Below are 19,076 nucleotides of genomic sequence, written 5' to 3' on the forward strand. Positions count from 1 at the left end.
GACCTGTCAGGCGTAGATCTTGACGAACGTCTTCAACGAGTTCTCGATGTCGCCCTTGAGAGCGCGTGCGACGCCGGAGCCGATCGGACCGAACAGCGGCGCGCCGCCGAGGTTGATGTCGATGGTGATCTCGGAACCGTCACCCTTGGATTTCACGGACATGTTCAGACCGATCTTGACCCCGCCCTTGCCGTTGCCCTTGAGCTCGAGCTTCTTGGGCGGGTCGTAGGACTCGATCTTCCAGGACACGCGGTTGCGCATGCCCTTCACGCTGGCGACGGAGTCCAGGGTGGTGCCGACGGCCAGCTGCTCGGGCAGCTCACCGCGCCACGCTTCGTGGATGGAGAGCCACTGCTCGTAGCCGGACAGATCGGACGCGTGCGCCCACGTCTGCTCGGGGGTCAGCGGGACGTCGAGGGAAACCTTCAGCTTGGCCACAGCAGGGATGGTAACCGTTGAACGAAAAATGCCCGTGTGAGGCCTTGCTCACACGGGCACTTTCGATGGAGCCTGGATCGGTCAGTGAGCGCTGGCCTTCTCCGCACCGATACCGGTGAGGGAGCGAACCTCCATCTCGGCCTGCTTGTCGGTGCTCTCGGTGTCCTTCGAGATCAGGGTTCCGACGATGCCGAGGATGAATGCCAACGGGATCGAGACGATGCCGGGGTTGGACAACGGGAACCAGGCGAAGTCCGAGCCGGGAATCATCGACGTCGGCGATCCGGAGACGGCCGGGGAGAAGACGATCAGCACGATCGTCGAGATCAGACCGCCGTACATGCTGAACAGTGCGCCGGTGGTGGTGAAGCGACGCCAGAACAGCGAGTACAGGATGGTCGGCAGGTTCGCGGCCGCAGCGACTGCGAACGCGAGTGCGACCAGGAACGCGATGTTCTGCCCGTTGGCGAGGATGCCGAGGCCGATGGCCAGGATGCCGATGACGACGGCGGTGATGCGGGAGACCTTGACCTGCTTCTTGTCGTCGACTTTGCCCTTCTTGATGACGCTCGCGTAGATGTCGTGAGCGAACGACGCCGACGCGGTGATCGTCAAGCCGGCGACCACGGCGAGGATGGTCGCGAAGGCGACCGCCGAGATGACGCCGAGCAGGATCACGCCGCCGAGCTCGAAGGCCAACAGCGGAGCCGCGGAGTTCTGACCGCCGGCCGAGGCCAGGATGCGGTCGGGTCCGACGATCGCTGCGGCACCGTAGCCGAGCACCAGGGTGAACAGGTAGAACGCACCGATGAGCGCGATGGCCCACACGACGCTGCGACGAGCTTCCTTGGCGGTGGGCACCGTGTAGAAGCGCATCAGCACGTGCGGCAGACCCGCGGTGCCGAGGACCAGCGCGATGCCGAGCGAGAGGAAGTTGATCTTGGAGGTGGCGCTGCCGCCGTACTGGGCGCCGGGCTCGATGACGTCGCGCGCTGCGACGGCGTCGCTTGCCGATCCGGCCACCATGGTCTGCGCGCTGCCGAGCAGCTCGGAGAAGTTGAGGCCGAACTTCGCGAGAACCAGAACGGTCATGAACGCCGCACCGGCGATGAGCAGAACGGCCTTGATGATCTGCACCCAGGTGGTGCCCTTCATGCCGCCGATGAGCACGTACGCGATCATCAGCACACCGACGATGGCGATGACGATGGACTGCCCGGTGCGGTCGGAGATGTCGAGGAGCAGTGCAACGAGTCCGCCTGCGCCTGCCATCTGCGCGAGCAGGTAGAACAGCGAGACGGTCAGCGTCGACAGCGCAGCTGCGGTACGAACCGGGCCCTGCTTGAGCCGGAAGCTCAGCACGTCGGCCATGGTGAATTTGCCGGTGTTCCTGAGCAGTTCGGCGACCAGGAGCAGGGCGACGAGCCAGGCGACGAGGAAGCCGATGGAGTACAGGAAGCCGTCGTAGCCGTAGACGGCGATGGCACCGGCGATACCGAGAAAGCTTGCCGCCGAGAGGTAGTCACCGGCGATGGCGACACCGTTCTGCGGTCCGGAGAATCCGCCACCTGCGGTGAAGAACTCCGCGGAGGTCGCGTTCTTCTTCGAGGCGCGAATGACGACGGCCATGGTGATGATGACGAACGCGCCGAAGATCGCGATGTTGACGAGGGGTTCACCGACGGTGGTGTCGGCAGCCTGGGCCAATACGTTCACGGCGGGAGTGGAGCCTGCGGAATGACCGATCATCAGTTTTTCGCTCCCTGGGAGGCTTCCATCTCGGCGCGCAGGGCTGCGGCGCGAGGATCGAGTTCACGGTTGGCGAACTTCACGTAGATGCCGGTGATGGCGAACGTCGTGACGAACTGGCCGAGGCCGAGCAGCAGGCCGATGTTGATGTTGCCCCACACCTTGGTCGACATGAAGTCGACCGCGTAGGTGCTCAGCAGCACGTAGAGGATGTACCAGACCAGGAAGAACCCGGCCATCGGGAACACGAAGCTACGCAGGCGTCGCCGGAGTTCCTGGAACTCGGGACTGGCCTGCATGTCGACGAACGCTTGCGCGTCCGGTGGCGAATTGGTTTCCGGTGCGGTCACCTTGGACTCCTGAAGTTGATGTGAGCTCTGGCTGACTCGGAACAGTAATGAGAGTCAGGTCACAAAATCAGGAGGTGGTGTCGATCACACGATGGGCTGCGGGAGTGTGCGACGAGCGGTCGAGAATGGCAGTCGAGCGGTGGCCGCGGGAGTGGAGCCTGCGGAATGACCCAGGTGTCTCAGAGTTCACGCTCTCGGTCTTTGCCCATGTCGAGGCCTTCCGGCAGGTGCAGTCGCGCGAAGATGCGGGAGATGTCCGACGGGACGGTGTGTCGGGTGGCGAGGCTGACGGCGATCATCGAGGCGAAGGCGACGGGGACGCTGACGGCGGCTGGGTAGCCGAGGATCGCTGCCGCCCAGCCGCCGAGGACGCCGTCGGAGATGGGGGTGACGACGGAGATCGACGCGGCGACGAGTGAGATGCCGCCGCCGAGGAGCAGTCCGGTCGCGGCTCCGGCTGCGGTGAGGCCGCGCCACCAGATGCCCAGTACCAGCAGTGGGCACAGGGTGGATGCGGCGACCGCGAACACGAGCCCGACGGTACGCGAAAGATCGAGTGAGACAACGCCGATCGACAGTGCCAGCGGCACGGCTCCGGCGAGGATCGCGGCGACGCGGAAGTCTCGGACCTTGCCCGAGAGGACGTCGGTACTGAGCACTCCCGCGATGCTGACCAGTAGTCCGGATGAGGTCGACAGAAAGGCAGCGATGGCGCCCGCGGCCACGAGTGCGGCCAGTAGTTGTCCCGGTATTCCGGACAGCACCGAGCCGGGCAGCAGCAGCACCGCTGCGTCGGATGCTCCGGTGATGAGCAGTTGTGGCACGTACAGCCGGGCGAAGACGCCGAGCACCGTCGGGAACAGGTAGAACATGCCGAGCAGCGCGAGGACGGTGAGCGAGGTCAGTCGCGCCGCTCGGCCGTCCGGGTTGGTGTAGAAGCGCACGAGCACGTGCGGCAGGCCGAGGGTTCCGAGGAAAGTGGCCAGGATCAGCGAGTACACCTGATACAGCGGGTGGGCCCCGCCCAGTCCCCCGCCCGGCATCGCCCACGCCCGGTCGGTGGTCGGCGCTCCCGCGACGACGGGAACGGGTGATCCGGCGTCGAGCGTCAACGACGTGCCCGAGGCGAGCCGATGTTCGCCCGCGTCCAGCAGGACTCGCCCGTCGACGCTTTCGTCGTCGAGGGTTCCCGTCACGGCGACGACGATCGGCGAATCCACTTGCACGAGAACATCGGTGGTGATGTCGACGACGGTCTGCTCGGTCACCGTCGGTGGGGCAGGACTGCCGACGCTGCGGTCGTCGGCGAAGAAGTGCACGGCCAGCACCAGTGCCGGGATCGCGATCGCGGTGAGCTTGAGCCAGTACTGGAACGCTTGGACGAAGGTGATCGAGCGCATGCCACCGCCGACGACGTTCGCGATCACGATCAGCCCCACCGCCAGGGCTCCGACCCAGCCGGGCACTCCGAGCAGAATGTTCAGTGTCAGTCCCGCGCCCTGGAACTGCGGCACCAGATACAGCGCACAGATGACCACCACCACCAGCATCGCCACGGTACGCAACCATGGCGCGCCGAGCCGGAATTCGACGAAATCGGGCACCGTGTACGCGCCACTTCTGCGCAGTGGAGCCGCGACGAACAGCAGCAGTCCCAGGTATCCCGCGGTGAAGCCGACCGGGTACCACAGCGCATCGGCTCCGTACTTCGCGATGAGCCCTGCAACACCGAGAAACGATGCAGCCGATAGGTATTCGCCGCTGATGGCAGCAGCATTCCACCGCGGCCCGACGGTGCGCGAGGCCACCAGGAAGTCGGAGGTGGTGCGGGCCAGCCGAACTCCGTAGATGCCGATGCCCACCGTGGCCACGGCCGCCAGGATCAGCGCGATCACGGTGGCGACCGGAATGGATCCGTTCACGTGCGCCTAGTCCTCGACCAGGCCGACGAATTCGGTCTCGTTGCGCTCGGCTCGGCGCACGTACGCCCAGCCGACACCGAACAGCAACGGATAGATCGCCACCCCCAGCACCAACCACAGCAGACCGATGCCGGACGGCGCGACGTCGGTGAAGCGTGCGAGGAGCATGCCCAGCAACGGAATTGCGAACAGAATCGACAGCGTCATCACCGCCAGGCGCACCGACAGCAACAGTTGCGCGCGAACCAGGCTGCGGACCAGGGCGTCGCCCACTTCGGTTTGCTCCTGCACTTCGACGCGGGTGCGCACCATCCGCGCGCCGCGACGTTGCGAGAGCACCACCCGCTGTCGGTGTGGCTGGGTCATCGCTCGATCCTCGTCACCGGGTGGACCACGATTGCAGCGGACCGCGGACCAGTCTGTCCTTGAGTTCTCTCGCGTGCCGTCGGCTCACCGGCAGTTCGCAGGCCGCGAGGTTTCCGCTGGCCCGCAGGCACACCACCAGTCCCGAACCGACACTGCGGATCCCTGTGACCAGACGCAGCGAGACCAGGTAGGAGCGGTGCACGCGCAGGAATCCGGCATCGGCCCAGCGACTTTCGAGGGCCGAGATCGGGATCCGCACCAGATGCGAGCCGTTGGAGGTGTGCAATCTCGCGTAGTCGCCGTCGGCCTCGACCCACGCCACCGACGACCGGTGCACCAGGGTGGTGGTTCCGCCGAGTTCGACGGGAATGACCTCGTCGGCCGAGGTGTCCGCGGACTCCGCGGGTCGACGCCGCGCGAGCAGCACCCGGCGCAGCGCCTCGGTGAGCCGATCCTCGCGCAAGGGCTTGAGCAGGTAGTCGACGGCACCGAGATCGAAGGCAGCCAGTGCCCGGTCGTCGTGGGCGGTGACGAACACGACGGCGGGTGGTCGCGCGAATGCCGACAGGATGCCGGCGAGTTCGAGCCCGTCGAGTCCGGGCATGTTGATGTCGAGGAACACCGCGTCCACCACGTTCTGCCCCGAGGTCTGTTTGAGTTGGCGGAGCGCGGTGGTCGCGTCCTGCGCGGTGAACACCTCGGCGACGGTGTCCTGCTGACGCAGCAGAAAGGCGAGTTCGTCCAGTGCCGGGCGCTCGTCGTCGACGGCGAGAACGATCAACCCGCGGCCGGGGGCGGAGTTGGCAGCCTGCGTCATGCTCGTACACCCGGCCTGAATTTCGGCACCCGGAGGCTCACTTTGGTGCCTGCGCCCGGTGCGGTGTCCACTACGAGACCGTAGTCGTTTCCGAAGGCTGCCCGCAGCCGATCGTCCACGTTCGCCAATCCGACATGGGCCGCGTCCTCGGTGTGCAGGCTTCCCGAGCGCAGCACGTCCGGATCCATCCCCACCCCGTCGTCCTCGATGCTGATCACTGCGTCGGTGCCCTCGTCGGCGGCGATGATCGTCACGCGGCCGCCGTCGGCCTTGCCGGACAGGCCGTGTCGGACGGCGTTCTCGACGAGCGGCTGTAGCGCGAGAAACGGCAGCGCGACGCCCAACACCTCGGGTGCGACCTGCAAGGTGACCTGGAGGGAATCACCGAAGCGGGCCCGTTCGAGCGTCAGGTAGCGATCGATGTTGCGTAGCTCGTCCGCGAGCACCGTGAACTCGCCTGCGTTGCGGAACGAGTATCGGGTGAAGTCGGCGAACTCGAGCACCAGCTCACGCGCTCGATCCGGGTCGGTGCGCACGAACGAGGCGATCGTGCCGAGTGCGTTGTAGATGAAGTGTGGGCTGATCTGTGCGCGCAGCGCCCGTACCTCGGCGCGGTCCAACCGCGCCCGGGACGCGTCGAGTTCGGCGAGCTCGATCTGACCGCAGGCGTAACGCGCAACCTCGGCGATGGCCCCGAGCATGCCCGGTCCCGGCTCGGCGACCACGGCTGCCCCCAACACCCCGACCACCGGAGACTCGTCGACGACCAACGGCTGCACCACCAACGCTCTGACCTCGTGGATCGAACCGAGCGGCAGACGCACCAGGACGCGCCGCTGCCCGTCCACCGCCCGCTTCGCCGCCTCGACGAAGGCCGGTGTCAGCTCGTCCCACGGGCCGTCCCAGGCCAGCAGGGAACCGTCGGGGTCGCAGATTCCCAATGCGTCCGCACCGGTCAGTACCCGCAGGTGCGGCGCGGCCGCGGCGGCCGAACGAGTGTCGAGACCGTCACGCAACGGCTTGGCCGCCAGCGACGCGGTGTGCAGGGTGGCGTGGACGGCTCGCTCGGCCGGTGTGGTGAGGTCCCGTCGACCGCGCAGACTGATCACCGCGATGACCGAAACGATCACGGCCACGATCACCGCCATCGACGCCAGTGCCGCGGTCATCGCGCGCACGTGGTCGAGGTGGGCACGTTCAGGAAGCGTTCGACGAGCCAGTCGACTCCGATGCCGTTTGCGGCCAGTTCGGCATGGCCCTGCTCCGGTTCGGAGCGAAGCTCGACGTCGTCGCCCAGCGCGCAGGCCTCGGCTACCGCGTCCCGGGTCCATCGGGGATCGATGAGGTCGTCGCGTTCACCGACCAGGACCAGCAGCGGTACCTCGGTGCGAGAAGTCGGTACCGCAACCGATTCGAGCCACTGCGTCATCCGATCCGATGCATCCGCGGAGTCCGGGAGGGCGTCGGCCGGATCGAGAACGGCTCCGGCGTCGGCCTTGGAGAAGCCGAGCAAATCACTGCAGGCGGTCAGCGCGGTCACGTTGTCGGCGAACGTGCCGCGGATGTAGTCCGCGCGTTCGGCACTCGGATCTGCGGCGTGCAGACCCTCGTAGAGGTACGGCACCAGCAGCTGACGCGGCACGGTCTGCTCGGTCTCGGGCGCGAAGAACCGCGTCAGATCGGCCGCGGGCGACAGCGCCGCGGCACCGACCAGTTGCAGACCGTCGCCGTAATCGCCACTGCGCTCGGCTGCCGCCCAGACCGCTTGTCCGCCTTGGGAGATGCCCACTGCGCCCCACCTGGTGCCGACGTCGGGAACCACGTTGCGGGCCGCGCGCACCGCGTCGATCACGTCGTACGCTGCGGCGTCCCGGTCGAGATACGCGGGATCTCCCGGAGTTCCGAGACCCTGATAATCCGTCACCACGACCACGGTGCCGCGTTCGAGGAACGGCGTCACCAATCCGATGGTGCCCAACAGGTTCGGATAGAGCGAGGGTGCGCACTCGTCGGTGACACCGGTGGTGCCGTGCCCGACGGAGACGATCGGCCAGCCGCCGGGCGGAGCAGAACCTTTGGGCACGAACACCGTTCCCGATGCCTCGGTCCCGCCCCCGGTGACCCCGTCGGTGGTGCGGTACACGACCTTGGTGGCAGTCCCGCCGAGATAGGCGACACCGATGTCGACCTGCCCCAGCAGCATCGACGACACGATCGCGCCTCGCTCCGAGCCCACGGGTGCCGCGATCGACACCGGGGCGGGTGTGGCCGGATCCTCGGCAGGAGTGCTGCACGCAGCAACGGCGAACACCAGTGCCGCGGCGGCGACCAGCCGGGTCGACCTCACTGTCTCTGCGCTCCTACGGTGTGCGTCGTGCGATGCGAGCCTCGGCCGCAATTTCTTCCACGTCCAAGCCATTCAACACTGCCCGCAGAGCTTCGTCCTCCAGCTCCCCCGAGTCGCGGGCCGCGATGAGCGCCGCCCGCTGCGCGACCAGGACGTTGTGTCGCAGCGAGTCGAACAACGCCCCGGCCGCCGCGATCCGCTTCTCGCGATCCTCGGTCTCGTCGGCATCCAACCGAGCGCGCACGGAGCGTCGGACGCGCTGGATGACCTCGTCGACGCGCTCGCTGTCCACTCCGTCGATTCCGTCCTTCGCCGCGCGCTGGAGGTAGTCCTCCGCCGCCGTCCGGGCAATGGCCTGCGACAGCAGCCGCTGATTGTCGTTGCGCTGCTGCTCGAGTGGATCTGCGACGTCGAGGCGGCGGATCAACAACGGAAGCGTCAGGCCCTGCAGCAGCAACGTACCGACCGCGACGACGAAGGCCACCGCCTGAATCACGGCCCGCCCGGGAAATTCGTCGCCGAGCACCGTGGTCAGCGGTACACCGGCCGCCGCCGCAAGCGTCACCACCCCACGCATGCCCGCCCAGGAGAGCACCAGGTTCTGCTGCCACGTCAGACCTGCTTCGCCTGACGGTGATCGCCGGAACAATTTGCGAAGCAGCATGTTTCGGCCGGAATTGGCGAAGATCCAAGCTGGTCGGACGGCCATGACCACCACCAGCACCAGCAGCGCATAGGCGAACACATGGTGGACGGGCAACCCTTCGCGCTGCACCTCCGAGATGACGAACTTCAGCTGTAAACCCATGTAGGCGAACACGAATGCCTCGAGCAGGAGATCCAGCGTCGGCCACACCTGCCGTTCCTGAACGCGGGTGGACACCGAGACGTCGGCGGTGACGCGCCCCAGCACGAAACCGGCGGTGACGACGGCGAGAACTCCCGACGCATGGATTTCCTCGGCCGCCAGATACGCGGTGAACGGCAGGACCAGACCGAGCACGGTTTCCAGCGCCGAATCCGCGATCCGATTGCGGACGAACCGCACGATGCGCGCCAGCACCAACCCCACCAACACGCCGCCCACGATCTCGTACAGGAAGAACAACACCGGTGAGCCCAGTTCGATCCGACTGCCCGTCACCGAGGCCACGGCCAGGGTGAACAGAGTCAACGCGGCCGCGTCGTTCACCAGAGACTCGCCGGTGAGGATGGCCATCATCCGCGCGGGCAGACCGAGCTTGCGCCCGACGGCGATCGCGGAGACCGCGTCGGGCGGGGCCACGACGGCACCGAGCACCAGGGCCGCGCCGAGGGTGAGCTCCGGGATCAACAGATTGGCGAACCAGCCGACGACCAATGTCGTCACGATCACCATGACGAGACCGAGTCGGAGAATCTGGCCGAGATTGCGTCGGAAGCTGACGAACGAGAAATCCAGCGCGGCGGAGTACAGCAGCGGCGGAAGCACGACGCCGAGGATGAGCTGCGGCGACAGGCTGACGTGCGGGACCCCGGGAACGAACGAGGCGATGGATCCGACGGTGACCAGGACGAGCGGAACCTGCAGATCGATGCGCCTGGCGAAACCGGCGACTGCGATCGCGAAGATGACTACGAGAAGAAGAATCGGTCCGTCCACCCCGACGATTGTGCCGTCAGCCGCACCCTGGGGCACGACCGACGGCCACGATCACCTGCACGAGGAGACCGAAAGGTCCTACTTGTCCGGAATGGCCTTCTTGGCTGCTTCCTGGACCTTGTCGATCTGATCGGAGTACTTGCCACCGGTCTTGTTGTCGATGAAGTCCCCCGCCTTCTCCACGACGTCGTCGATCTTGTCCGAGTTCTCGGCCGCGAGGTCCTTGCCCTTGTCGACGATGCCCTTCAGATTGTCTGCGAAGCCCATGACTGTCTCCTGTCGCTGAAATGATCGAACATCCGGAAGCTTACGTTTTGTACTGCGTGTTGCGTAGTGATGTTCGATTGCGCAGCGCCGATCCGAATCGATGGGCAACCTCGACGAGCGCGATTCCGATACCGCCGATGATCAGAGCACTGGTGGTGGCTCCCACATTGGACGGATCGAGTTTGAAGAAGGTGCGGCAGAACGGGATCGCGAACAGCAGCAGGTAGCCACCGACCGACCCGCCGAGCAGCACGATCTTCCACCAGTTGTAGGGCCGCGCGACGACGGCCAACACCCACAGCGCGATCATGATCAGGGTGATCAGCGCGGTGGTACTGGCCTGCGTCACCTGGGTCTCGGTGGCGTTCGGGCCGGCATAGACCAGTAGGTAGGAGACGAACGTGCACGAGCCGACGATCAATCCGGAGGGGACGGCCAGCCGCATCACCCGCGAGACGAATCCACTGCGCGCCCGCTCGTTGTTGGGCGCGAGCGAGAGCACGAAGGCCGGGATGCCGATGGTGAACCACGCTGCGATCGTCACGTGCCGCGGTAGGAAGGGATACGGGATCGGCTCGAAGTGGAAGATCTGCGAGAGCACGCCCGAGAGCCCGATGAGGAACGCCAGCAGTACCGAGTACACCGTCTTGGTGAGGAACAGATTGGAGACGCGTTCGATGTTGCCGATGACGCGTCGCCCCTCCCCTACCACGTAGGGCAGGGTGGCGAACTTGTTGTCCAACAACACGATCTGTGCGACGGCTCGGGTGGCGGCGCTTCCCGAACCCATCGAGACACCGATATCGGCGTCCTTGAGCGCGAGCACGTCGTTGACACCGTCGCCGGTCATCGCGACCGTGTGGCCGCGAGATTGCAACGCGCCCACCATCGCCCGCTTCTGATCCGGTCGGACTCGGCCGAAGGTGGTGGAATTCGCCAGAGTGTCGGCCAGTTTCTCGGAGTCCTCGGGCAGATCGCGCGCGTCGATCGGGGCGTCGCCGCCGGGCAGGCCGAGCGATCCCGCGACCGCGCCGACCGAGACGGCATTGTCGCCGGAGATGACCTTGACCTGGACGTGCTGGCTGGCGAAGTACTCCAACGTGTCTCGGGCATCCTCGCGCACCTTCTGCTCGAGAATCACCAGTGCACGCGGGGTCACGACTCCGGGCGCTTCGCCGTCGTCGACCGAGCGGTCGGAGCTGGCGAGCAGCAACACCCGTAGACCACGCGAGCCTGTCTCCTCGGCACGACGGGCGATGTCGGAGGAGGCGTCGAGCAGCACGTCCGGGGCACCGAGCAACCAATGCCCGTGCTCGCCGTACGACAGTCCACTCCACTTCTTGGCCGAGGAGAACGGTGCCACGGCCGTCTGCGTCCACCCCGGCGCGTCGGGATACGCCTCGCCCACGGCCTGCACGCTGGCGTTGGGCCGCGGGTCGTCGTGGGCGAGCGACGCCAATGCACTTGTCACCGAGCCGGAGTGGTCCTCGTCGATCAGCACCAACTCCGACAGCCGCATACCGTTCTCGGTGAGGGTTCCGGTCTTGTCGGCGCACACCACGTCGACGCGGGCGAGTCCCTCGATCGCGGGCAGCTCCTGCACCAGGCACTGCCGTTGACCGAGCCTGATGACGCCGACCGCGAAGGCGATCGACGTCATCAGCACCAGGCCCTCGGGGACCATCGGGACGAGCGCGGCGACCATGCCGTTGAGCGCAGGACCCAAAGCCTGCCCGCTGGAGAACAATTGGTTGTAGATGATCAGCGCACCGGCCGGAATCATCAGGTACGTGATGAATTTCAGGATCTTGTCGATGCCGCTGCGCAACTCGGACTTGACCAGCGTGAACTTGCTGGCCTCCTCGGCGAGCTTGGCTGCGTAGGCGTCGCGCCCGACCTTCGTCGCGCGGTACGCACCGCTGCCCGACACGACGAAGCTGCCCGAAAGCACCTGCGCCGCTTCGAGTTTGTGCACCGTGTCGGCCTCGCCGGTGAGCAACGACTCGTCGACCTCGAGGCTCGCGGTCTCGATCACCTCACCGTCGACGACGATCTGATCACCGGGACCCAGTTCGACGATGTCGCCGAGTACGACCTCGTCGGGCGGGATCTGCTTCGAGACGCCGTCGCGTCGAACCTGGGGCTTGTTCTGCCCCACGATGGCCAACCGATCCAGGGTGCGTTTGGCGCGGATCTCCTGCACGATGCCGATGCCACTGTTGGCGACGATCAACAGCCCGAACATGCCGTCGATCACCGAGCCGGTGGACAGCACGATGATCAACAGCACACCCAGAATCGCGTTGATGCGAGTGAAGACGTTGCCACGGACGATGTCGCGGACCGACCGAGAAGCTCGGGCCGGAACGTCGTTCGACTTTCCCTCGGCCCTGAGCCTGGCGACGTCCGCCTCGGTCAGCCCGGCGTCCCGCTGCGCATCGGCGTCGATAGACATGGGTGCAGCCTAGTAGGGTTCGGTCAGCCCAGCCGAGACCACCAACGATCGTCGTGCAGCGTTCGCGTGCCGTCTATTCGTTGCCCCGGCATCGGCACCGCCACCTGCACTCCGACGTCCTCGGCGGCGGCGTGCAGCCGCACTATCGGCTCCGACCACGGATGAAACGCCAGATTGAACGTGGCCCAGTGAATCGGGACGAAGATGCCCGACGCCGTCAGATCGATGTGCGCCGTGACCGCTTCCTCCGGGTTCATGTGGATGTCCGGCCACCGCACGTCGTAGGCCCCGACGGGCAGCAGCGTCAGATCGAAGGGGCCGTAGTTGCTGCCGATCTCGGCGAACTTCGGTGTGTAGCCGGTGTCGCCGCCGAAGAAGACGCGTCGAACGGGGCCGGCGAAGGCCCAGGACGCCCACTGCGTCGAGTCCCGGGTCAGACCGCGGCCGGAGAAATGCCGAGCCTCTGTGCACGTGACGGTGAGGCCGCCGATGTTCGTCTGCTCGTCCCAGTCCAGTTCGACGATGCGCGCCTCGGGCACCCGCCACTTGCGCAGATGCGCGCCGATTCCCAGTGGCACGACGAACGGTGCCGACTGAATGCTCGCCAGCTTCTGCACCGTCGCCTTGTCGAGGTGGTCGTAATGATCGTGGGAGATCACGATGGCGTCGACGCGCGGCAGATCGACCAACTCGACCGGCGTCGGATGCAGCCGTGCCGGCCCCACCACCGAAGACGGGGACACGCGGTTGCTCCACACCGGATCGGCGAGAACGCGGTAACCGTCGACCTCGACGAGCACACTCGAGTGGCCGTACCAGGTGACCGCCAGTTCGCCCGCGTCCACCGGCGCGATCGGCGGCGCCAGCGGAATCGGGCGCTGGGGCCTGCCCTTGCCACGTTCGGTGACGAGCGAGACGAACATGTTCTGCTGCCCCTTCTCGCTGCGCCCGGGAACGTAGCTCGAGCTCGGGTCGGAGTTGTGGAACCGGCGATCGCGGTAGCGCGGAGAGCCGGCGGCGTACGGGGTGATGTGCACGCGCCTGGCACCGATCGCCGACGGCAGCCCCCACGTCGCGCGTGCCAACCATGCACCGCTCAGTGCTGCGGCGGCTCCCAGTACGAACTTCGTCTTCGTCACGGTCCCCAGAGTAGGCGGCGCCGACGTCTTCGCAGCTCACCCGTAGCCTTGCCGTATATTATTCGCGTCGGTTTTGCTGCTAGAAGGGGAGACATTGAGTACCGAACAGCTCGAATTCCAGGCGGAGACGCGTCAGCTCCTGGATCTGATGGTGCACTCCATCTACTCCAACAAGGACAGCTTTCTCCGTGAACTGATCTCCAACTCCTCGGACGCGCTGGACAAGCTGCGCCTGGAGTCGTACCGCAACAAGGACCTGGACGTCGACGTCTCGGATCTGCACATCGAGATCGACATCGACTCCTCCGCTCGTACCCTCACCATCCGGGACAACGGCATCGGCATGTCCCGCTCCGAGGTCATCGACCTCATCGGCACACTGGCCAAGTCGGGCACCGCCGAGGTACGCAAGAAGCTCAAGGAAGCCAAGGACGCGGCCGCCTCCGAGGAGCTCATCGGCCAGTTCGGCATCGGCTTCTACTCGACGTTCATGGTGGCCGAGAAGGTCACGCTGCTCACCCGCAAGGCCGGCGAAGCCGCCGCCACCAAGTGGGAGTCCACCGGCGAGGGCACCTACGAGATCACCGACGTCGACGACGCCCCGCAGGGTTCCTCGGTGACGCTGGCCCTCAAGCCGGCCGACGAGGAGGACCACCTCCACGATTACGCGTCCGAGCGCAAGATCAAGGAACTGGTCAAGAAGTACTCCGACTTCATCGCCTGGCCCATTCGCATCGACGTCGAGAAGCGCGTCAAGAGCGAAGAGGAAGGCGGCGAGGACACCGTCACGATCGAGACCGAAACGATCAACTCGCAGAAGGCGCTGTGGACCCGCTCCAAGGACGAGGTGTCCGAGGAGGAGTACAAGGAGTTCTACAAGCACGTCAGCCACGCCTGGGACGAGCCGCTCGAGGTCATCCCGTTCAAGGCCGAGGGCACGTTCGAATACCAAGCGCTGCTGTTCATTCCGTCGCAGGCGCCGTTCGACCTGTTCATGCGCGAGAGCAAGGCCGGCGTGCACCTGTACGTCAAGCGCGTGTTCATCATGGACGACTCGCAGGAACTGCTGCCCGAGTACCTGCGCTTCGTCAAGGGTGTCGTGGACGCAGCGGACCTCTCGCTCAACGTCTCTCGCGAAATCCTGCAGCAGGACCGGCAGATCCGCGCGATCCGTCGACGCCTCACCAAGAAGGTGCTCTCCACGGTCAAGGAGCTGCAGAGCGAGCAGCCCGACAAGTACAAGACGCTGTGGTCGCAGTTCGGAACGGTCCTCAAGGAGGGCCTGATCTCCGACAGCGACAACCGCGAAACCCTGTTGGGCATCGCGTCGTTCGCGTCCACCAACTCCGAGGAGGGCGTGACCACCCTCGCCGAGTACGTGGACCGGATGAAGGACGGCCAGCAGCAGATCTACTACATGACCGGCGAATCGCGTCAGCAGATCGAGAGCTCGCCGCACATGGAGGCGTTCAAGGCTCGCGGGCTCGAGGTGCTGCTGCTCACCGATTCGGTCGACGAGGTGTGGGTCGGCAACGTCACCGACTTCGACGGAAAGTCGTTCCAGTCCATCGCGAAGGGCGAGGTGGACCTCGACACCGAAGAGGAGAAGAAGGAGTCCGAGGCCAAGCGCGAGGAGCAGGACAAGGAATTCGCGGACTTGCTGACCTGGCTCACCGAGACCCTCGGCGAGGACGTGAAGGAGGTACGTCTGTCGACACGACTGACGACGTCACCGGCCTGCGTCGTCGGTGACGAGTTCAGCTTCTCCCCGCAGCTCGAGAAGATGTACAAGGCCTCGGGCCAGTTCGTACCGACCTCCAAGCGCATCCTCGAACTCAACCCCACCCACGATCTGGTGACGGGACTGAAGAAGGCTCGCGAGGATCGCAGCGACGATCCGCATCTCGCCGAGACCGCCGAATTGCTCTACGCGACGGCCTTGTTGGCCGAAGGCACCGAGCTCAAGGACCCGGCGAAATTCTCCAAGCTGCTCGCCGATCGGTTGACCCGCACGATCTGAGTGCCTGCGGCAGTGGTGTGGTCATGTGCCCTGGGCGGCGCACAACCACACCACTGCGGCGCAGCCGCACTCACTGCGGGGGCAGGATGTGCTCCCCCGTCTTGTCGGTGCTCAGCGACAGAGAACTGATGTACTGCTTCTCCCCGTTCGGCCCCGGCACGTTGGACGCGATCATGTCGGGTCGTTCGAATTCCATGCCGCTGACGTGGCACATCACGAGCGCGTCGGACGGGTTGCCGTGCTCGTCGAACATCGGCAGATCGATGCCGTCGTCGGTGCGACGCAGGTAGTACTTGCCCTTGGTCGCCACCGCCAGGATGGGCGGAAGAACCAGTGCGAGAACGAGAGCCACGATGGGCGAGTACGGCTTGATCGCAGATCCGAATGCGCCGAAGAACACCAGAATCGACAGGATCGCCGATACCGCCATCGATCCGAAGCCGACCGGATTGATGTTGTAGAGCATGCCGCGTCGGAACTCGGGCACCTTGGGCGAGAGCCCCAGAATGTATTTGTTGAACACGATGTCCGACGCCACCACGGCGATCCACGCGATACCGCAGTTGGCGTAGAAGCCGAGAATGCTGTTGAGGAAGTCGAACATGTTGGCTTCCATCAGGATCAGTGCAATGGCGAGGTTGAACAACACGAACACCATGCGGCCCGGGTACGTCTTGGTGAGGCGGGTGTAGGAGTTGGTCCACGCCAGTGACCCGGAGTAGGCGTTGGTGACGTTGATCTTGATCTGGCTGATGACGACCAGGATCACCGCGAGGGTCATCGCCAGCCAGCCCGGCATGAAGTTCTCGTAGATCTCGAGGAACTGGTGCACCGGCTCGTTGGCGATGCTCGAACCGTCGACGACGTTGGCGATGAGGTACACGGCGAGGAACAGGCCGACGACCTGCTTGAGTGCGCCGAAGATGACCCAACCCGGTCCCGCGAGAAGCACTGCCGTCCACCAGCGTCGGGAGTTCTCGGGAGTCTTGGGCGGCATGAACCGCAGGTAGTCGATCTGCTCGGCGATCTGAGCGATCAACGACAGACACACGCCCGCCGCGAGCATCACCGATCCGATGTTGACGCCCTTGCCGTCGGCACCGTCCTGACCGCCGTAGGCGAAGAACTCCCCGACCGAATCGGGATTGCTGATCACCAGGTAGACGAACGGCAGCACCATCAGCACCAACCAGAGCGGAGTGGTCCAGACCTGAAGCTTGGCAAGGGCTTTCATGCCGTAGATCACCAACGGAATAACCATGATCGTCGACACCGCGTACCCGATGGGCAACGGGACACCCAAGCCGAGTTCGAGTCCCTGCGCCATGATCGAACCCTCGAGCGCGAAGAAGATGAAGGTGAACGTCGCGAAGATGACGTTGGTGACCACCGATCCGTAGTAGCCGAATCCGCTTCCACGGGTGATCAGATCGAGGTCGATGTTGTATCGAGCAGCGTAGTAGGCGAGCGGGAGCCCGGTCAGGAAGATGACGACCGCGAACACCAGGATGCCCCAGAGTGCGTTGCCGGTTCCGTAGGAGATTCCGATGTTGGCACCGATGGCGAAGTCCGCGAGATACGCGATTCCGCCGAGCGCGGACGTCGCGACAACACCGGTTCCCCATTTACGGTAGCTACGCGGCGCGAAGCGCAGCGTGTAGTCCTCTAGCGTCTCTTTGAGCGCGGTGTCTGTCGGCGCTGGCTGTACGGCGGTCATGGATCAACAACGTAGAACCGCCACGTTGCGAGGGTGTCTTGCGTTGATGTAGCTACTGTTACTCAATCCGGCGATTCGGACATCCGACCCGAATGCGTGCGCTGCGCCGGGAAATCAGGCGGCGGCGGCGCGCGCTGCCAGCAGCGAGAAGTTCGACAGCTCGGCGCGCAGCATGTTCATCGCCCGATGCTGGGCCACCCGCACAGCTCCGGCCGTCATCCCCAGTGCTTCACCGGCTTGCGGTGCCGTCAAGCCCCACACCACTCGCATCAGAATGATCTTGCGGTACTTGGTCGGCAGGGTGTCCATCAATGCCTGGGTATGGCTACGCAGTTCGTCGCCGAGCGCGAGTTGCTCCGGCCCGGCTTCGGTGGATTGCTCTTCGGGCATCTCGTCGATCGAGAACGATTGTCGCAGAGCCGATTTGCGGCCGGCGTCGGCGAGCTTGTGAGCGGCGATCCCGTACACGAAGGCCATGAACGGCTTGCCCATGTCTCGGTACTTGGGAATGGCGGTGACCAGTGCGAGGCAGACCTCCTGCACCACATCGTCGGCGGCCACGTCGAGATTCCCGATCCGGGCGGCGCAGTAGCGCCGAACCGGTGGCTGGATCAGCACCAGCACCTGTTCGAGAGCGAGTCGATCTCCCGCAACGGCGCGAGGCACAACATCCTCGAGCCTGTCCATGCCGAAACTCATGGCCGATCTCCTCACTGGCAACGCGCGTCCTCTCCTGAACGCTCACCAGTACTTCGGTGCAGATTCCCACCCGGCTTGGTCCGATCGGCTACCACATCGAAAGAAAATGTGATTCAGGTAACACGGCGTGTCGTGGAAGCGAAGTACCGGACAACACCGTCCTCGCAGCACGTGCCACCCGACCCACGGAGCGCCCATGATCACCAGCGAGCAGACCCATCAGGTCGGTCGCCGCAGTACCGTCGCCGCCGGCGACGGGACGGCCCTGGCAGTGCGCGAGTTCGGCCATCCCGATGCGCCCCTGACCGTGGTGTTCGTGCACGGGCACTGTCTACGCATGCAGTCGTGGACCGACCTGCGCCAACAGGTGGAGCGCAGCTGGGGAGACGACGTCCGGATCGTGATGTACGACCACCGGGGTCACGGCGAGTCGACCGCGGCCGCACCGGACAGCTGCACCATGGACCGACTCGGAGAGGATCTGGCGGACGTCATCCGCGCGGTGATTCCGTCCGGCCCGTTCGTCGTCGTCGGGCATTCGATGGGCGGAATGACAGTACTGTCCTATGCGCGTCAGAACCCCGAGGCGATCGGCTCGCGTCTGGTCGGGGTCGGTCTGATCGCGACGTCGGCCGGTGGGATCACCGACGACGGACTCGGCAGTTGCCTCGCCCATCCCGCGGTGTCGGCATTTCGAGCCGCTGTTCGACGCGCCCCTCGACTGATGTCGGGTGCCAAGAGGCTCAGTCGCGGGGTGTGCGCGCCGATAGTGCGGACAGCCGGATGCGGATCCCGCAAGGTGAGTCCCCGGGTGGTGACGCTGGCGACGGCGATGCTCGGTGAGACGTCCATCGTGACGATGGCGGGGTTTCTCGGGGCCTTCTGCGCACTCGACGAGGTGGCCGGCCTGGCCGCACTCGCCTCGATTCCCACGCTGGTGCTGTGCGGCTCGGACGATCTGATGACTCCGATGCGACACTCGGAAACCCTTGCCGCCCACCTGCCCGACGCCCGCCTCGTGCGGGTCGCGCAGGCCGGGCACATGGTGATTCTCGAACGAGCACACGAGGTGGCCGAGGCCGTCGTCGAACTCGTGACGGCGGCTCGACGCGCGCATGTGGCAGACCTGGCGCTGGCCCGCTAGCACC

At 65.5% G+C, this 19,076-nt stretch carries 16 protein-coding genes; 2 read left to right on the forward strand and 14 right to left on the reverse strand.

The window, feature by feature from the left end; translation table 11 throughout:
- Positions 1-6 precede the first annotated feature (6 nt).
- The 12 genes from NY08_RS11825 to NY08_RS11880 form a co-directional block, all read right to left on the reverse strand.
- Positions 7-438 (reverse strand): type II toxin-antitoxin system Rv0910 family toxin, encoded by a 432-nt coding sequence (locus tag NY08_RS11825; protein ID WP_032395799.1) that lies wholly within the window; start codon positions 436-438, stop codon positions 7-9.
- Positions 439-519: 81 nt separating this feature from the next.
- The gene (locus NY08_RS11830) at positions 520-2,187 is read right to left on the reverse strand and encodes a solute symporter family protein (protein ID WP_045196546.1); all 1,668 of its coding nucleotides are present in this window, start codon (positions 2,185-2,187) and stop codon (positions 520-522) included.
- Positions 2,187-2,486 carry a DUF485 domain-containing protein gene (locus tag NY08_RS11835; protein ID WP_045200254.1) on the reverse strand — a complete coding sequence of 100 codons (300 nt, stop codon included), beginning with the start codon at positions 2,484-2,486 and terminating at the stop codon, positions 2,187-2,189. The genes NY08_RS11830 and NY08_RS11835 overlap by 1 nt, the downstream gene beginning before the upstream one ends.
- Positions 2,487-2,716: 230 nt before the next feature.
- Positions 2,717-4,459 (reverse strand): sodium/solute symporter, encoded by a 1,743-nt coding sequence (locus NY08_RS11840; protein WP_045196548.1) that lies wholly within the window; start codon positions 4,457-4,459, stop codon positions 2,717-2,719.
- Positions 4,460-4,465: 6 nt separating this feature from the next.
- Entirely contained in the window at positions 4,466-4,825 is a 360-nt protein-coding gene (locus NY08_RS11845) for a hypothetical protein (RefSeq protein WP_045196550.1), read from the reverse strand.
- A 13-nt stretch (positions 4,826-4,838) separates the two neighbouring features.
- A complete protein-coding gene (locus tag NY08_RS11850) occupies positions 4,839-5,642 on the reverse strand; it encodes a LytR/AlgR family response regulator transcription factor (RefSeq protein ID WP_032395802.1) in 804 nt (267 codons plus the stop codon).
- Positions 5,639-6,811: a sensor histidine kinase gene (locus tag NY08_RS11855; protein ID WP_032396262.1), complete on the reverse strand. Its 1,173-nt coding sequence runs from the start codon at positions 6,809-6,811 to the stop codon at positions 5,639-5,641. The genes NY08_RS11850 and NY08_RS11855 overlap by 4 nt, the downstream gene beginning before the upstream one ends.
- Positions 6,808-7,989: an alpha/beta hydrolase gene (locus NY08_RS11860; protein WP_052683782.1), complete on the reverse strand. Its 1,182-nt coding sequence runs from the start codon at positions 7,987-7,989 to the stop codon at positions 6,808-6,810. Before NY08_RS11860 ends, NY08_RS11855 begins: the two co-directional genes overlap by 4 nt.
- 13 nt (positions 7,990-8,002) lie before the next feature.
- Entirely contained in the window at positions 8,003-9,631 is a 1,629-nt protein-coding gene (locus tag NY08_RS11865) for a Na+/H+ antiporter (protein ID WP_032396264.1), read from the reverse strand.
- A gap of 78 nt (positions 9,632-9,709) precedes the next feature.
- A complete protein-coding gene (locus NY08_RS11870; protein ID WP_032395803.1) occupies positions 9,710-9,898 on the reverse strand; it encodes an antitoxin in 189 nt (62 codons plus the stop codon).
- A 40-nt stretch (positions 9,899-9,938) separates the two neighbouring features.
- Positions 9,939-12,353 carry an HAD-IC family P-type ATPase gene (locus tag NY08_RS11875; RefSeq protein WP_045196551.1) on the reverse strand — a complete coding sequence of 805 codons (2,415 nt, stop codon included), beginning with the start codon at positions 12,351-12,353 and terminating at the stop codon, positions 9,939-9,941.
- A gap of 23 nt (positions 12,354-12,376) precedes the next feature.
- Complete coding sequence (locus tag NY08_RS11880) at positions 12,377-13,501, reverse strand: MBL fold metallo-hydrolase (RefSeq protein ID WP_442970839.1); 1,125 nt, start codon at positions 13,499-13,501, stop codon at positions 12,377-12,379.
- Between the two features lie 85 nt (positions 13,502-13,586).
- Here NY08_RS11880 and htpG point away from each other — a divergent pair, with 85 nt between their 5' ends.
- Positions 13,587-15,512, forward strand: coding sequence for a molecular chaperone HtpG (gene htpG, locus NY08_RS11885; RefSeq protein ID WP_045196555.1), 1,926 nt, complete (start codon positions 13,587-13,589; stop codon positions 15,510-15,512).
- Between the two features lie 70 nt (positions 15,513-15,582).
- Here htpG and NY08_RS11890 read toward each other — a convergent pair whose 3' ends face one another.
- On the reverse strand, positions 15,583-17,229 hold the full coding sequence (locus NY08_RS11890) for a purine-cytosine permease family protein (RefSeq protein ID WP_045196556.1): 1,647 nt from the start codon (positions 17,227-17,229) through the stop codon (positions 15,583-15,585).
- Between the two features lie 114 nt (positions 17,230-17,343).
- Positions 17,344-17,928 (reverse strand): RNA polymerase sigma factor ShbA, encoded by a 585-nt coding sequence (gene shbA, locus NY08_RS11895; RefSeq protein ID WP_045196558.1) that lies wholly within the window; start codon positions 17,926-17,928, stop codon positions 17,344-17,346.
- A 196-nt stretch (positions 17,929-18,124) separates the two neighbouring features.
- On the opposite strand from shbA, the gene NY08_RS11900 reads away from it, so the two are divergent.
- Positions 18,125-19,072 carry an alpha/beta fold hydrolase gene (locus tag NY08_RS11900; protein WP_045196560.1) on the forward strand — a complete coding sequence of 316 codons (948 nt, stop codon included), beginning with the start codon at positions 18,125-18,127 and terminating at the stop codon, positions 19,070-19,072.
- Positions 19,073-19,076: the final 4 nt, after the last annotated feature.

The sequence above is a fragment of the Rhodococcus sp. B7740 genome (assembly GCF_000954115.1).
In the GTDB taxonomy this organism is placed as follows: domain Bacteria; phylum Actinomycetota; class Actinomycetes; order Mycobacteriales; family Mycobacteriaceae; genus Rhodococcoides.

What these genes read in the sequence shown, in the direction of transcription:
- NY08_RS11830 (WP_045196546.1), bottom strand. Translation starts at nt 2,187, where the DNA reads ATGATCGGTCATTCCGCAGGCTCCACTCCCGCCGTGAACGTATTGGCC.
- NY08_RS11835 (WP_045200254.1), bottom strand. Translation starts at nt 2,486, where the DNA reads ATGCAGGCCAGTCCCGAGTTCCAGGAACTCCGGCGACGCCTGCGTAGC.
- NY08_RS11845 (WP_045196550.1), bottom strand. Translation starts at nt 4,825, where the DNA reads ATGACCCAGCCACACCGACAGCGGGTGGTGCTCTCGCAACGTCGCGGC.
- NY08_RS11850 (WP_032395802.1), bottom strand. Translation starts at nt 5,642, where the DNA reads ATGACGCAGGCTGCCAACTCCGCCCCCGGCCGCGGGTTGATCGTTCTC.
- NY08_RS11855 (WP_032396262.1), bottom strand. Translation starts at nt 6,811, where the DNA reads ATGACCGCGGCACTGGCGTCGATGGCGGTGATCGTGGCCGTGATCGTT.
- NY08_RS11870 (WP_032395803.1), bottom strand. Translation starts at nt 9,898, where the DNA reads ATGGGCTTCGCAGACAATCTGAAGGGCATCGTCGACAAGGGCAAGGAC.
- NY08_RS11875 (WP_045196551.1), bottom strand. Translation starts at nt 12,353, where the DNA reads ATGTCTATCGACGCCGATGCGCAGCGGGACGCCGGGCTGACCGAGGCG.
- NY08_RS11890 (WP_045196556.1), bottom strand. Translation starts at nt 17,229, where the DNA reads ATGACCGCCGTACAGCCAGCGCCGACAGACACCGCGCTCAAAGAGACG.
- shbA (WP_045196558.1), bottom strand. Translation starts at nt 17,928, where the DNA reads ATGAGTTTCGGCATGGACAGGCTCGAGGATGTTGTGCCTCGCGCCGTT.
- NY08_RS11900 (WP_045196560.1), top strand. Translation starts at nt 18,125, where the DNA reads ATGATCACCAGCGAGCAGACCCATCAGGTCGGTCGCCGCAGTACCGTC.